Here is a 14,804-nt window from a genome sequence, read left to right as displayed (position 1 = left end):
CTACTTTTGCACTTTGCCGCTCGTCACGGATGATGCTGAAATGCTCTTTGATGGTATCTATATTCATGGCAACTCCTCAAAAGAGGAGCATAAGATCACAGCTAGCTCATTAGGTCAATTTTGATTTTCCATTGGGCAAAAAACGTTCATGATCTGCCCCTGAGGTTGCTGGTGAAGAAGTCGCCTTTACATGCCTCCTCATCATGATTAAGCCCATGAAGCTTTGGGTTGAGTGCCAGATAGTAAAAATTAAAGAGTACAACCGTGTGTTGATACTTGCTGTAAAGCCGCCTCTGGCAGGATATTTTTTGTTTTGTAAAGAAAAAGGGACTCAATGAGTCCCTTTATGCTTTTATTCATCATGCATGATGAATAATGTGATTTTTTACAAATCAATTTTTTCAGAGAATTCGCATAAGTCCTCAACGATGCAACTGCCGCAGCGCGGCTTTCTTGCGATGCAGGTGTAACGGCCATGCAGTATTAACCAGTGATGGACATCAACTTTAAATTCCGCTGGTACCACTTTAAGTAATTTTTGCTCGACCTCGTTAACGTTCTTGCCTGGCGCAAAACGCATGCGATTACATACGCGAAAAATATGGGTGTCAACCGCGATGGTCGGCCAACCAAAGGCCGTATTGAGCACCACGTTTGCGGTTTTGCGACCAACGCCAGGTAAGGCTTCTAACGCTGCGCGATCTTCGGGAACTTGGCCTTGATGTTTATCTATCAGTTGTTGACATGTATTGACAACGTTGACGGCTTTGGTATTAAACAAACCGATGGTTTTGATGTAACTCTTCAGACCATCAACACCCAACGCAACGATCGCCTCGGGGGTATTGGCGATTGGAAACAGCTTGTCAGTAGCCTTGTTGACACTGACATCGGTGGCTTGGGCTGACAGTGTTACCGCCACTAATAACTCAAATGGGCTCGAGAAATTCAGCTCAGTTTCTGGCTTAGGGTTATTATCACGCCAGCGTATGAGGATCTGTTTACGTTTATTAGCGTTCATACTTTAGTTACTCGCGCTCGGGCTATCGCTGTCGGTTGTTCATCTGGTGATTGGCGTTGGCTGAGTCTGGCATCAATGATATTTTTGCCGGCAATCAATAACCCCATGGCAATAAAAGCACCTGGCGGTAACATGGCGAGTAAAAACGGAGTCTCTACTTGCCAAACATGTACTGTGAGCTGCTGCGCCCAAGGACCGAGTAACTGTTCAGCGCCGGCAAACAGGGTGCCTTGACTTAAGATTTCTCGGCAAGCGCCTAGTAGGGTTAACACTAAGGTAAAGCCGAGGCCCATCATTAAGCCATCAAACGCCGCATGGCCCACATGGTTGCGAGAAGCAAAGGCTTCGGCACGACCAATGATCACGCAGTTAGTCACAATTAATGGTAAAAAGATCCCCAGCGACAGGTATAAACCATAGGCGTAGGCATTGATCATTAATTGAACCGTGGTCACTAACGCGGCAATGATCATCACGAACACCGGAATGCGAATTTCTTTAGGGACCACATTACGAATGATTGATACCAACACATTGGATGCGACTAAAACCACCAGGGTCGCCAGCCCAAGGCCTAAAGCGTTGGTAACGGTTGCTGTCACGGCTAATAACGGACAAAGTCCTAATAATTGCACCAGTCCAGGGTTATTTTTCCATAACCCTTGTTGTGCGATGTCAGATAATTTACTCATGGTTAACCTCGCATTGACGCACTTGGCTGAAAATCTGATGTTTATTGGCATCAAAGTAAGCGATGGTGCGTCTTAATGCGCCAACATAGGCGCGTGGCGTAATTGTTGCGCCAGTAAATTGGTCAAACTCGCCGCCATCTTTTTTCACTCGCCAGGCGGGATCCTCATTGCCCTGTACCCTTTTCCCGATGAATGAGTTGACCCAATCAGATTTTGAATGGTCAATTTTATCGCCAAGCCCAGGGGTTTCTTGGTGCTGTAAGGTTCTAACCCCAAGTACTTTCCCTGAGGCATCGACAGCGACGATGATCTTGATTGCGCCACTATAGCCGTCAGGTGCGATGGTTTCCATGGCGATAGCCACAGGTTGTCCCTGCAGCGTGGCGATGTATGCGGGCAGGGGTTGACTGCTACCAAGTGCAGGGTCTGTTAAAAAAGTACACGATTGAGACAGATCATTATCGTGCAGATCTGCAGGAATGATTTGTCCTAAGACACTCAGTAGTTGCCGTTGCTGCTGCAAGGCAATTTCATCCTTGGTTGCATAGTCAACTAGGCTCACGATGGCGGTGCAAACTAGCGCAAATAGGCCAAGAATAGTGGCATTTTTTGCCATGGATTTTTTCACGGGTTTGCTCCTAATGTCCGCTGCGGTGGCCATACGTACGAGGACGCACATAATAATCAATAAACGGGGCACATAAATTAGCTAATAACACAGCAAAAGCCACGGCATCGGGGTAGCCGCCAAAGCTGCGGATTAGGTAAACCAATAAACCAATTAAGATCCCAAAAATGATTCTGCCCTTAGGGCTGGTGGCGGCGGTGACGGGATCGGTGATGATGAAAAATGCCGCCAACATAGTCGCACCAGAAAATAAATGATACCAAGGGGTGCCATGGGTGTCGGGTCCCATTAAATAACCGATGCTACTGAAGACCAGCAAACTGGCTAAAAATGCCACTGGGAGGTGCCAACGAATAATGTTTAGTTTTAAAAGGATCAAACCACCGAGTAAATACATGGCATTGACCCAAAACCAACCGACGCCAGCGCCATCTGCAAAAATTGGTTTAGATAATGATTCTGTGACCGTTAAGCCCATGGATAGATCCGTTTTTAACGCATCTAAGGGGGTGGCCATGGTCACACCATCAATGCCAACGCGATAGGCGTGAATATCTCCTTGGAACCAAATCGCTTGAAGGCTAGACCAGAAGTCCGGCACATGGGGGGCAATGGTGGATGGCGCTAACCAACTGGTCATCTGCACAGGGAAGGAGATCAACAAAAGAACATAGGCGGCCATGGCAGGATTGAAAATGTTATTACCAAGTCCACCATAGGCTTGCTTGACCAATAAAATGGCAAACAAGCTACCAATGACGATTAACCACCAAGGTGCAAGGGGCGGAATAGAGACGGCTAACAACAAGGCCGTGACCACGGCGCTGTAATCGCTAAGCGCGCGGCTAACACTGCGGCCTCGAAGCTTCATAACGGCGGCTTCTGCACTGACACAGACAATAATGGCGAGCGCCAGTTGGATTAAGGTGCCCCAACCGAAAAATACGCACTGAGCAATAAGGCCCGGCACGGCGCACCATAACACTCGCTGCATCACGGTCGATGTTTGCAATTTTTGTCCCATATGGGGGGACGTGGCAATTTTAAACGCCATGATTAATCCTTCTTATCATCGTGCGACGGTTGCTTACGCGCCGCCGCTTTGGCTTTAGCTTTGGCAACAGCTGCGGCGATACGCGCGGCTTTATCGTCAGCCGTTGGGGCGGGTGGCGTTGGCGGGGTGGCCGCCTCAGTGTCAATGCTGCTGTTAGTGCCAGTGGCCGTGGCCGCTTTTTTAGCTTTGGCTTTAGCGACTGCTGCGGCGATACGCGCCGCTTTATCATCAGCCGCTGGCGCAGGCGGCGTTGGCGGGGTGACCGCCTCTGCGTCAATGCTGCTGTTAGTGCCAGTGGCCGCTTTTTTAGCTTTGGCTTTGGCGACTGCTGCGGCGATACGCGCCGCTTTATCGTCAGCCGCTGGCGCAGACGGCGTTGAGGCAGAAGCCTCAGCCTCAATTGGGACTGTCTGCGAGGCCGCCGCGGCTTTTTTAGCTTTAGCTCGGGCAATCGCCGCCGCAATTTGGGCCGCCTTGTCATTAATCGGCACAGACTGTGGCTCAGGCTCACTTGTTGCTGTATTGCCGGCAACGACCGTAGGATCGCCCTCGGTGGTCGCAGGGGCGGTTTCAGTCGTCACCTGCGCAGCTTTTTTGGCTTTGGCGCGGGCAATCGCTGCCGCGACTTTGGCGGCTTTATCATCGAGGGGTGTGGCTAACTCTTGCGCTGATGAGCCTTGATCATCAGTAGGCGTCACTGAGGAGGCCGTGGCTGCCATTGCGGCCTTTTTGGCTTTGGCACGTGCCACTGCAGCGCTGACTTTATCGGTCTCGGCGCTTGCTGGCTGCTCGGAGTCCAGCGGGGCGGTGGTGGCCTGCTTGGCTTTGATCCTCGCCATAGCCTCGGCAATCGCATCCTTGTCAGAGCTGGTCATACTTTGCTGACGTTTGGCAGTAGCGACTTTGGCTTTTTGCTCACGCGCCTCTTTTTCTGCGGCTAAACGTTTATCTCTGGCTTCAAAACGTTGCTTCGCGCGTTCTGCTTGATATTTTTCGTCGGCCTCTTTTCGTAGAGCCGCTTTGGCGACCCGGAAATATTCGACTAAGGGAATGTCACTAGGACAGACATAACTACAACAGCCACATTCGATACAATCGCGTAAATTGAAACTACTGGCTTTGTCGTACTCTTTAGATTTGCTGTGCCAGAACAGTTGTTGCGGCAATAACTGGGCTGGGCAAGCATGGGCACATTCAGAGCAACGTATACAGGCCTGCTCGGTTGGCTGATACACTTCTGCTGCGGTCGGCAATAAAATACAGTTACTGCCTTTTAAGATAGGCACCTCGGTTAACGGCAAGGTATAGCCCATCATGGGGCCACCAATGATCACCATTTGTTGTTCATTAGCAGTAAATTTCAGACTGTTGAGGACATCGGCAACTGTCATGCCGATGGGCAGCCAATAATTACCCGGTTGGCTCGCTTGCTGACCTGTGACAGTCACAATCCGCTCAATTAATGGTTTGCCATGGCGGACCGCCTGATTGATGGCATAACAGGTGCCGACATTATGGATTAACATGCCTAATTGGGCCGGAATGGCTCCAGATGGGATTTCTTTACCCGTCAATAATTGCACCAATTGCTTTTCACCGCCCGAGGGGTATAGCGTCGGTACCACTGTGACCCGAGCAAGCGGCGATGGCAACGCACTCGCCGCGAGCGCTTGTTGCATGGCGGCAATGGCTTCGGGTTTGTTGTCTTCAATGGCAATAATGATGCGCTGTGGCTTCAATAGTTGCTCAATGATGGCGATCCCTTGAATAATATCAGCGCTGTAATGGCGCATGAGTGCATCATCAGCCGTGATATATGGTTCACATTCAATGCCATTGATGATCACCAGTTCAATTCTGCTGGCTGACGCTAGCTTAATATGGCTGGGGAACGCCGCGCCGCCCATGCCTGCTATGCCGGCTTGTTGTATTTTTTCTAGGATTTCATCATTGGATAAATCGTCAAGATTGGCACTGTCAAAGGTGATGCAATTATCTAGGCCATCCGCATCAATCACACAAGTCAAGACGGGAAGTCCGGAGGGGTGATTACTTGGGCGCGGCTCGATGGCGGCGATGACACCCGAGGTGGGGGCGTGCACCGGCAAATAATATTGACCTTGCCCTTGAGTAAGTCGTTGGCCTTTCAGTACGGTCTGCCCTGGAGAGACCGTCAGGGTCGCCAATTCGCCGACTTGCGGTACAGGCACACAATATTGTTGGCATATCGGTAAGCTCTGTAGGGTCGTTGCCGGTGCTATCTCTTTCATTTGTGGCGGGTGGATCCCCCCATGAATTGGCCACACGAAGCCTTGATCAAGTTGATCCAAAATCGTCAACACAGCTTATCCTCTTCGATAAATTTGACGGAAATCCGCGCTTGGATGTGATTGAGCTTCCAGTCCCAGTTAGATAAATTTTGTGCCACGGGGATCATATCGATGCAATCGACAGGGCAGGGGTCGACACATAGGTCACAGCCCGTGCAATCTTTGGCTAAGACGGTATGCATCAATTTGCCACTGCCAATAATGGCATCCACTGGGCAGGCTTGGATACATTTGGTGCAGCCTATACATTCTTGTTCGCGAATAAAGGCGACTTTTTTGATGGGTTCATCAGCGATACCATCGAGGGGTTCTGGTTCAACGCCCATCAAACTGGCCAATTTCTCCATGGTGGCGGTGCCACCCGGTGGGCATCGATTGACCTTTTCGCCGTTGGCAATCGCTTCAGCATAAGGGCGGCAACCAGGATAGCCACATTGTCCACATTGTGTTTGTGGCAAATTTGCTTCGAGCTCATCAACAATGGGGTTGCCTTCTACTTTAAACTTTTGTGAGGCAAACCCCAAGATTAAGCCAAAGATGATGGCTAGCAGGGTCAGTAATATGACCGCAGTAAATATCGAGGACATGTGCTATTTAACCAATCCGGTAAAGCCCATAAAGGCAAGTGACATTAAGCCGGCGGTGATCATGGCGATGGCGCCGCCACGAAAGGGCGTCGGTACATCTGCAGCGGCTAAACGCTCACGCATGGCTGAAAATAAAATAAGTACTAAAGAAAAACCAATGGCCGCAGCAAATCCATAAACCGCGGATTGCAAAAAGTTGTGCTTTTCGTTGATGTTCAGTAGTGCCACCCCTAATACCGCACAATTGGTCGTGATTAAGGGGAGGTAAATACCCAAGGCTCGGTATAGCGACGTGCTGGTTTTTTGCACGACCATTTCAGTGAATTGCACAACCACGGCGATCACTAAAATAAAGCTCATGGTACGCAAATATTCGAGTGCGAAAGGCTCAAGCAGGAAGGTATTGACTAAATAACTTAAGATAGAGGCCAGAGTTAACACGAACGTTGTCGCCATTGACATGCCGATCGCCGACTCTAGCTTGCTTGAAACCCCCATAAAGGGACATAAACCAAGGAATTTTACTAACACAAAGTTGTTGACTAGGACAGTTCCTATCAACAACAACAAATATTCGCTCATCGCAATATAAATAGTTAGGCTTTGAATGGCTCTATTATCGGTGGTTTAACCTCGATTAACAACATATAGAATGCAAGGTTAAATCAATTGAAGATGATAATGTCTTCATTTTCTGGTGGTTATTTAGCTACCTGAGTTTGCTTTTCCAGATTGAGAGGGTGAAGGGTTAATGGCTTGGCAATATAATATCCTTGCAGTCCGTCCACTAACAATTGTTCTAAGGTGAATTTTTCATCTTGCACCTCAACCCCTGTGGCGATGATTTTAACCCCCAAGCGTTTAGCAATATCGACAATCATTTTGATGAAGAAACGATTTCCACTGTCCATATGCACTTGATTGGTGAAGCTTCCATCGAGTTTGACAAAGTCAGGACGTAGTTCTTGGAAAAACTTAAATGAGGTGAAGCCAGTGCCAAAGCGTTCAATGGCAACGCGCGCGCCAGTACTGTGAACGGCTTTAACAAAGGCTGCACTGGCGGATAAGTTTTTTTGGATGCCAATTTCACTCACTTCAATGACTAATCGACACGCCACTTGGCGGTAGCGATTTAAGGTGTCTTTGAGCCAGGCCACAAAATCCGGTTGCAAGGCGGAGTGCGAGCTTATATTAACGCCATACCAGCCTTGTAACTGCTGATCTTTTAATAAGCGCTCAATCACCAGTTGTACAATGAGTTTGTCCATTTCGATGTGCTTACCATGTCTTTCGGCCATAGCAAACACAGTCGTTGTGGGTAACACCTGACCGCTACTATTGTAAAATCGGGCTAATAACTCACGATACATATCGACATTAGAGCGACAAGGCTGAATAGATTGCTGGCAAAAATCAATCTTTCTCTGTTGCAGTAATGTATCAATAGCTTGATGCCAGCGAGTATTGCCTTGTAGCTCAGATTCATCATGTTTTTCAAGGACATATATTTGATTTGGCCCCAAGGTTTGGGCAATGCTGACAGCCGAGTCAGCCATGGCTAATAATGTCGCCGGATTTGATTGTTCCGTAAAGGGAACAAGGCCGATATAGGCTATGCAGTCTGTTGACAGTATCCGTTGATATTCATCAAATCCTGTTTTTAGCCCGCTAAATTGCTTAGCGGCGTCTTTTACCATTAGATTAGGAATAAAGATGGCAAAATCGGCGCTGCTAATCCGAAAGCATTGCGCTTGAGTATAGTGGGTTAACATTTCACGGATATCTTGACTTATCTTGATCAAGTACTCGTCACCGGCGTGCCGGCCATGCAATTGATTGATAGAGCCCAGTTCAGTCGCTTTGATCAGCGCTAATGTTCCTAATTGCGATGCGCCACCCAGTTGCGATAGGGTTTGAGTAAAGCATTGGCGATTACCAAATCCAGTAATACTGTCTTGTAAGGCTTTTTGGCTAATGATTTCATGCTTGATAGCGATGTCATTGGTGTAGGTTTTGATGTCCTGTTTTAACTGCTCAAGTGCGCTGGCCAACGGTTGGCATTCGCCGCGGATTTTTGATGCTTGTAACGGAGGAAATTGTGCTGAGATCAGTTGAGAAATATAGTTAGCGCTATAACGAATGCTGGAGGTTAGCCGCCTAGTGAATAGCATCAAACTGATGCTTAAAAACAGATACATGATGGCCAACTGAACACCAAGATTTTGTAATTGCTGAGCAGCCTCGGTGTACCAAGGGCTTAAATCTACACTTAATTGTAACCTTGCTTGCGGCAATTGACGATCATCTGTCACCTGCGCTGGAAGTAAATTTTCCAACCAGTTGGTGTTCGGATGCAATTGACCGAAGGTGTAATTTTGTTGTGGATCTAAATTGGTGATGTATTGAAAAAAACGCAGCGGCAAAATAGCATTAATTTGTTGAAACAGTAGATCACCGTCACCTTGGTATTGCTTGAATTGATCTAAGGTTTGGATTAATTCAGTTTGGTGGCGCTTGGTTGCTTGTGCCAATAACGATTGTTGTTGCCAAACTTCAACAGCGAAAGCAAAAGCAAATGTAAGAAATAACAGCAGTTGATATGCTTTTGTCATGCTGTTCACCTTAATCCATTAATTGAATGATCCCCTATTAAGATAACTCATTTAACGGATTTGGTGAAGTTTTGCGATCACGGAATTTATCGACAGATAAAAAATAACTATATGAATTATAATGAGTTAGACTAATTTACTACAAGCAATAGAGAGAAAGTTGCGAAGATATAGGTAGCTAATTTAGTCAGCTAATGAGGCAGGCGTGGGGATTATTTTATATAAATCAAGGATAAAGACAGAAATACTAGGAGGTGGCTCCCCAGACTGGACTTGAACCAGTGACATACGGATTAACAGTCCGCCGTTCTACCGACTGAACTACTGGGGAATCGTTTTCTCATTTTTATCCACCGAGATAGTGGCTCCCCAGACTGGACTTGAACCAGTGACATACGGATTAACAGTCCGCCGTTCTACCGACTGAACTACTGGGGAATCGTTTTCTCATTTATACCCACCGAGATAGTGGCTCCCCAGACTGGACTTGAACCAGTGACATACGGATTAACAGTCCGCCGTTCTACCGACTGAACTACTGGGGAATCGCTTTCGCATTATACCCATCGAGATAGTGGCTCCCCAGACTGGACTTGAACCAGTGACATACGGATTAACAGTCCGCCGTTCTACCGACTGAACTACTGGGGAATTAAATTACTACTTCTCGTTGAGAACGGAGCGCATAGTAAATCGCTCAGGCAATTGAGTCAACTCGCGTTTTTAAAAAAATGCCAAATACTGAATCAAGTGTTTATCTAACAAACAATCGCGCACATTATTTCGGCATCAAGGGGTTAAAAACAGCAATTTATTGTTTGTAGTGACACTTTTATATTATGACGTGGATGGCATGGGGATTCACCGTCAGCGCGATCGGACCGTAACTGGTGGGCGTTGTTGGTTTCTTTACAACCCAGAGCAGTATAATATTTGTCACATGTACCGGTAGCACGGCAGGACCTTGCTAGACAATCAGATAAAAGATAAAGCGCTCGCGTCGTCATTGGTCGTGAGTCATGATGCGTACACTCGATAATGACGCACAATTCCTGTTAAGCCATGCGCCTCATTGGCATGGATTAAGACCGACTTTCAAATGTTATTTAATTACAACTTTTCGATATCGAGGTGAATTTGAGCAATACAAGCTGCAAACCCTTATGCCGAGTGGGTCTCAATCACTTATCCACTGTTTCTGTGGATAACCTTGTGGGTTACTGGAATAATCAGCGCGCAAACTAGCATGGGGACTGCGTTGGACTTAAAATGTTCAATAACAGTTGATAAATTATATTTTATTAAAAAACAGCATGTTGCGCCAGGTGGGTTGGTGTAGTGCAAAGGTTGTATGTTGTGGTTTTTTTGTAATATTTAGTTACCTCCTGTTTGTGAATTAAATTGCCATATTGTTGGTGGCAACAGCATAAATCACTAAATAATCATCTTGAATAGTGATTTGTTGGAGCAAAGGGTGTTAATGGGCGATGGTTTAATAGGTTCTAAGAGAGGGGCACAGTGTCAAAGTTGTTTCAACTGGTTTCACCTTATCAAGCGGCAGGGGATCAACCTAGCGCGATAGCTAAACTTACCGAAGGGCTCGATAGCGGACTGGCACATCAAACCTTATTAGGTGTCACTGGCTCTGGTAAGACGTTTACTATGGCGAATGTGATCGCCAATATGGGCCGCCCAACCATCATTATGGCGCCGAATAAAACATTGGCAGCACAATTATACGGCGAAATGAAAGAGTTTTTTCCTAACAATGCGGTTGAATACTTTGTCTCATATTATGACTATTATCAGCCGGAAGCTTATGTGCCAGCGTCTAATACTTTTATTGAAAAAGATGCGTCGGTTAACGCGCATATCGAGCAGATGCGCTTATCTGCGACCAAAGCTTTACTCGAACGCCGCGATGTGGTGTTAATTGCCTCAGTTTCCGCCATTTATGGTCTGGGTGATCCCGAACTCTATTTGAAAATGCTGTTACATCTGCGTCAGGGCGACACCATGGGGCAGCGGGATATCTTGACGCGTCTGACGGATCTCCAATACAAGCGTAATGACATGACATTCGAGCGAGGCAGCTTTCGGGTTCGGGGGGAGGTCATTGATATTTTCCCCGCTGATGCCGAGAATCATGGGATCAGGGTGGAATTATTTGACGATGAAATTGAACGTATCAGTGAGTTTGATCCTCTCACCGGCCAAGTGCATCGCCGCTTAGCCCGCACGACAATTTACCCCAAAAGTCATTATGTGACGCCAAGAGAGACCATCCTCGCGGCCACTGAGCTTATTAAAGCCGAATTAGTCGAACGTAAACAGCAATTGCTAGCTAACCATAAGCTCATAGAAGAACAGCGAATTTCTGAGCGGGTGCAATATGATATAGAAATGATGGTGGAATTAGGCTATTGCTCCGGCATTGAAAACTACTCCCGCTATTTATCTGGTCGCAATCCAGGCGAAAGCCCGCCGACCTTATTGGATTATTTACCTGCGGATGGTTTGATGATTATCGACGAATCCCATGTCACCGTGCCCCAAATTGGCGCCATGTATAAAGGCGATCGCTCGCGCAAAACGACCTTAGTTGAATATGGTTTCCGCTTGCCTTCTGCGTTAGATAACCGGCCGCTGAAATTTGAAGAGTTCGAAGGGCTTATGCCGCAAACTATTTATGTGTCAGCGACCCCAGCCAAGTACGAATTGGACAAGAGCGGTGACGATATTGCTGAGCAGTTAGTTCGCCCCACGGGCTTGTTAGACCCTGAGCTTGAGGTTCGTCCAGTGGCGACCCAAGTCGATGATCTATTGTCGGAGGCGAGAAAGCGCATCGCCCTGAATGAGCGAGTGTTGGTCACCACCTTAACTAAGCGTATGGCAGAGGACTTAACCGAATACTTAGATGAGCATGGAATTCGGGTACGTTATCTTCATTCGGATATTGATACCGTTGAGCGTACCGAAATTATTCGTGATTTACGCTTAGGCGTGTTTGATGTCTTGATTGGGATTAACTTGCTAAGAGAAGGTCTCGATATGCCTGAAGTCTCGTTAGTGTGTATCTTAGATGCCGATAAGGAAGGCTTTTTACGTTCAGAGCGTTCGCTGATCCAAACCATTGGCCGCGCTGCACGTAATATCAATGGCAAGGTGATATTATATGCGGATCGCATCACCGATTCGATGGCCAAAGCCATGGGGGAGACGGAGCGGCGTCGAGAGAAACAGCATGCCCATAATATTGCCCATGGCATTGTACCGACGAGTCTGAGCAAGCGTATCACGGATGTCATGGATATGGGCGATGAGGCTAATGAATCGATTCACAGCGATAATCCTCGCCGGGTTGCCGAAGCAAGTTCTGATTATCATCCGCGCTCCGCTCATGACATCAGTCAAGCCATCGAGCAATTAGAGAAACGTATGCATCAACATGCTAAAGATCTCGAATTCGAAGAAGCAGCGGCGCTGCGTGATCAGGTGATGGCCTTACGTCAGGATTTATTAAAAGCGTAAGTTTAGAGCGCCGCGGCAGCACGGTTAGTGGTGTGCCGCGGTTAGCATTTATCTATGGCATCGCGGTGACGACTCATCGGCGCGACAGTGCACGCGCTAACTCATGACTAGCATTTTGTGGCTAGGTTTCAGTCTTGAGTTGATGACTGCTTGACTGAGCATGAACGAGCCGATGTGGGCATGAGAATGCCTAAACACATGCCGGCAACTATGCCAATCAAATGCGCTTCGATAGCCACTCTAGCATTGATTAATTCGCCGGTGAATTGATGGGGCCCAGCCCACTGCTCTATGAATACTTTAGCGAGCATGGCGAGTAGTAAGATATAACCCCAGGGATCTTTATGGCGAATATCAATTATCACCGCAAAGGCAAATAGGCCATGCAATATGCCGCTTAACCCCACAAACCCCTGAGTGGTGGGATAGCAGAGATATAAGCCAACGCCCTGGAAAAAGCATAAGGCAATGAACAGTGCCCACATCCGCAAAAAATTCAAACGCCATGGGAATAATTGACAAATAATCCCAAGGGCCAACACATTTAATAGGGTATGCCAACCATTGGTATGCAATACATTGGCACTGAATATCTGCCACCAAGCGCCAGCGGCAATTTGGTCACGTCGATAACTCAGATGACTAGGGTCAATCACATACGCAAGTAATACCAGCAGCATGACCGATAAGGCGAATCCCCACTGATTGTTGAGGCGTTTGAATACCATAGCTATCCCTGAGAAATACTGGCTAAGATAGCTTTCGCATCGGCTTGATATTGCGCTAATCCCTTGCTGCGTAATAAGCAGGCCGGACAATCGCCACAACCGCTGCCGATAATCCCGTTATAGCAAGTGAGGGTGTGATCGCGCACTAAGGTTAACGCCCCTAAGCTATCGGCTAAAGCCCAGGTTTGCGCTTTGTCGAGCCACATCAATGGTGTCTCTAATGTTAATGGTCTGTCCATGCCGAGCACCAAGGCTTTTTCCATCGCTTGCACAAACTCATGGCGACAATCGGGATAACCAGAGAAATCGGTTTCACAGACCCCAGTGATCACCGCAGTGGCTCCCACTTGGTACGCATAAATCCCTGCCAAGGTTAAAAACAAGATATTTCGACCCGGGACAAAGGTGTTGGGCAAGCCATTATCCATTAATTGGTGGGACACCAAAATAGCGTCACGGGTGAGGGCGCTGATGGCCAGTTCATTAAGCATGGTGACATCCAACACTTTATGGCTGGCGACCCCAAGTGTAGCGGCGAGAGATTTGGCAACCTCAATTTCTTGTCGATGCCGTTGACCATAATCAAAGGTGATGGCGTGAACTTCTTGATAAGTTTGTTTGGCTTGAATAAGACAAGTAGTAGAATCTTGGCCACCACTGAACACCACGACAGCTACAGACATAATAAACACCCTGCGGATTAGTAAAGTCGCTATTGTAACCGACTATTAGACGATTTAAACCGAAAGTTAAGTGAGTGCTTGTAGTTAGCAGCTAACTTGGTTATAACAGCAGCGCTGTTTGTGGTGGAGAGACAAAGTGCAATATCCAGTCAATGAAGTATTCGAAACGATCCAAGGTGAAGGCCTGTATACCGGAGTTCCCGCTATTTTTGTGCGGTTACAAGGCTGTCCTGTCGGTTGTAGTTGGTGCGATACCCGCCATACTTGGCAAAAGGAGGCGGCTTTAGAGCGTTTACCTAATGACGTCATCGCCGTTGATGGTGTCAAAGGCATTTGGGCTTGGCATGATGCCACCAGTTTATTGGCGGCGTTTCGCGCTAAAGGCTTTAATGCCAAACATGTGGTGATTACCGGTGGCGAACCTTGTCTTTATGACTTGAGCAAACTGACCCATGAATTAGAGGCTGCGGGCTATCAGTGTCAAATTGAAACCAGTGGCACGTTTGCGGTGCTTTGCTCAGCCAATACTTGGGTGACTGTGTCACCAAAAATTAAGATGAAAGGGGGTCTTGAGGTGTTGTCACAAGCACTGATACGTGCCAATGAAATTAAACACCCCATTGCCTTACAAAAGCACATCGATCAATTAGATGAAGTGTTAGTTGGTATCGATGTAGCAAATAAAATCATGTGCTTACAACCTATCAGCCAGCAACCCCGTGCGACTGAATTAGCCATGGCGACCTGTATTGCTCGCAATTGGCGTTTGTCGGTGCAAACTCATAAATACCTTAATATCGATTAAAAAAAGCCCGCAATCGCGTAATGCCGATCAGTTAAGACAGATCGCTTGACGATCTCACTGAAAGGATCAAAATCCGATGACCCCTTGTCATCGGATTTTTTTATGCAACTTTCAGAAGCTTTGGCGCGTACTC

The 14,804-nt window shown here is 47.3% G+C and carries 12 protein-coding genes and 4 tRNA genes; 2 read left to right on the top strand and 14 right to left on the bottom strand.

What is annotated here, in order from left to right:
• Positions 1 to 385 precede the first annotated feature (385 nt).
• From nth to KU855_RS17575, 12 genes are all read right to left on the bottom strand, one after another.
• Entirely contained in the window at positions 386 to 1,021 is a 636-nt protein-coding gene (gene nth / locus KU855_RS17630) for an endonuclease III (RefSeq protein ID WP_218532289.1), read from the bottom strand.
• Entirely contained in the window at positions 1,018 to 1,713 is a 696-nt protein-coding gene (locus KU855_RS17625; protein ID WP_218532287.1) for an electron transport complex subunit E, read from the bottom strand. The genes nth and KU855_RS17625 overlap by 4 nt, the downstream gene beginning before the upstream one ends.
• Positions 1,706 to 2,341 (bottom strand): electron transport complex subunit RsxG, encoded by a 636-nt coding sequence (gene rsxG, locus KU855_RS17620; RefSeq protein WP_218532284.1) that lies wholly within the window; start codon positions 2,339 to 2,341, stop codon positions 1,706 to 1,708. Before rsxG ends, KU855_RS17625 begins: the two co-directional genes overlap by 8 nt.
• Before the next feature lie 10 nt (positions 2,342 to 2,351).
• Entirely contained in the window at positions 2,352 to 3,395 is a 1,044-nt protein-coding gene (gene rsxD, locus KU855_RS17615; protein ID WP_218532282.1) for an electron transport complex subunit RsxD, read from the bottom strand.
• Between the two features lie 2 nt (positions 3,396 to 3,397).
• Positions 3,398 to 5,737: an electron transport complex subunit RsxC gene (rsxC, locus tag KU855_RS17610; RefSeq protein ID WP_218532272.1), complete on the bottom strand. Its 2,340-nt coding sequence runs from the start codon at positions 5,735 to 5,737 to the stop codon at positions 3,398 to 3,400.
• Positions 5,731 to 6,312: an electron transport complex subunit RsxB gene (rsxB, locus tag KU855_RS17605; RefSeq protein WP_218532264.1), complete on the bottom strand. Its 582-nt coding sequence runs from the start codon at positions 6,310 to 6,312 to the stop codon at positions 5,731 to 5,733. Before rsxB ends, rsxC begins: the two co-directional genes overlap by 7 nt.
• 3 nt (positions 6,313 to 6,315) lie before the next feature.
• Entirely contained in the window at positions 6,316 to 6,894 is a 579-nt protein-coding gene (gene rsxA, locus KU855_RS17600) for an electron transport complex subunit RsxA (RefSeq protein ID WP_218532262.1), read from the bottom strand.
• Between the two features lie 119 nt (positions 6,895 to 7,013).
• Positions 7,014 to 8,924, bottom strand: coding sequence for an EAL domain-containing protein (locus KU855_RS17595; RefSeq protein WP_218532260.1), 1,911 nt, complete (start codon positions 8,922 to 8,924; stop codon positions 7,014 to 7,016).
• A gap of 255 nt (positions 8,925 to 9,179) precedes the next feature.
• A tRNA-Asn gene (locus KU855_RS17590) sits at positions 9,180 to 9,255 on the bottom strand.
• A 31-nt stretch (positions 9,256 to 9,286) separates the two neighbouring features.
• Positions 9,287 to 9,362: transfer RNA gene (locus tag KU855_RS17585), tRNA-Asn, on the bottom strand.
• A gap of 31 nt (positions 9,363 to 9,393) precedes the next feature.
• Positions 9,394 to 9,469 (bottom strand) — tRNA-Asn (locus tag KU855_RS17580).
• Positions 9,470 to 9,499: 30 nt separating this feature from the next.
• Positions 9,500 to 9,575 (bottom strand) — tRNA-Asn (locus KU855_RS17575).
• Positions 9,576 to 10,442: 867 nt separating this feature from the next.
• Between KU855_RS17575 and uvrB the strand changes: the two genes are divergently transcribed.
• Complete coding sequence (gene uvrB / locus KU855_RS17570; RefSeq protein WP_218532258.1) at positions 10,443 to 12,455, top strand: excinuclease ABC subunit UvrB; 2,013 nt, start codon at positions 10,443 to 10,445, stop codon at positions 12,453 to 12,455.
• Positions 12,456 to 12,583: 128 nt separating this feature from the next.
• On the opposite strand, the gene rrtA is transcribed toward uvrB, so the two are convergent.
• Positions 12,584 to 13,183, bottom strand: coding sequence for a rhombosortase (gene rrtA / locus KU855_RS17565; RefSeq protein WP_218532256.1), 600 nt, complete (start codon positions 13,181 to 13,183; stop codon positions 12,584 to 12,586).
• A gap of 2 nt (positions 13,184 to 13,185) precedes the next feature.
• A complete protein-coding gene (gene queC / locus KU855_RS17560; protein WP_256261110.1) occupies positions 13,186 to 13,866 on the bottom strand; it encodes a 7-cyano-7-deazaguanine synthase QueC in 681 nt (226 codons plus the stop codon).
• 136 nt (positions 13,867 to 14,002) lie between these two features.
• On the opposite strand from queC, the gene queE reads away from it, so the two are divergent.
• Positions 14,003 to 14,671 carry a 7-carboxy-7-deazaguanine synthase QueE gene (gene queE / locus KU855_RS17555; RefSeq protein WP_218532249.1) on the top strand — a complete coding sequence of 223 codons (669 nt, stop codon included), beginning with the start codon at positions 14,003 to 14,005 and terminating at the stop codon, positions 14,669 to 14,671.
• Positions 14,672 to 14,804: the final 133 nt, after the last annotated feature.

Origin of the sequence: Shewanella sp. NIFS-20-20 (genome assembly GCF_019209865.1) — a bacterium.
In the GTDB taxonomy this organism is placed as follows: Bacteria; Pseudomonadota; Gammaproteobacteria; order Enterobacterales; family Shewanellaceae; genus Shewanella.
The sequence above is the reverse complement of the archived record's forward strand: the minus strand, read 5'-3'. Positions and strand labels throughout refer to the sequence as shown.

Coding starts and splice junctions, on each gene's coding strand:
- rsxB (WP_218532264.1), bottom strand. CDS start 6,312: ATGTCCTCGATATTTACTGCGGTCATATTACTGACCCTGCTAGCCATC.
- rrtA (WP_218532256.1), bottom strand. CDS start 13,183: ATGGTATTCAAACGCCTCAACAATCAGTGGGGATTCGCCTTATCGGTC.
- KU855_RS17625 (WP_218532287.1), bottom strand. CDS start 1,713: ATGAGTAAATTATCTGACATCGCACAACAAGGGTTATGGAAAAATAAC.
- rsxA (WP_218532262.1), bottom strand. CDS start 6,894: ATGAGCGAATATTTGTTGTTGTTGATAGGAACTGTCCTAGTCAACAAC.
- KU855_RS17595 (WP_218532260.1), bottom strand. CDS start 8,924: ATGACAAAAGCATATCAACTGCTGTTATTTCTTACATTTGCTTTTGCT.
- queC (WP_256261110.1), bottom strand. CDS start 13,866: ATGTCTGTAGCTGTCGTGGTGTTCAGTGGTGGCCAAGATTCTACTACT.
- rsxD (WP_218532282.1), bottom strand. CDS start 3,395: ATGGCGTTTAAAATTGCCACGTCCCCCCATATGGGACAAAAATTGCAA.
- nth (WP_218532289.1), bottom strand. CDS start 1,021: ATGAACGCTAATAAACGTAAACAGATCCTCATACGCTGGCGTGATAAT.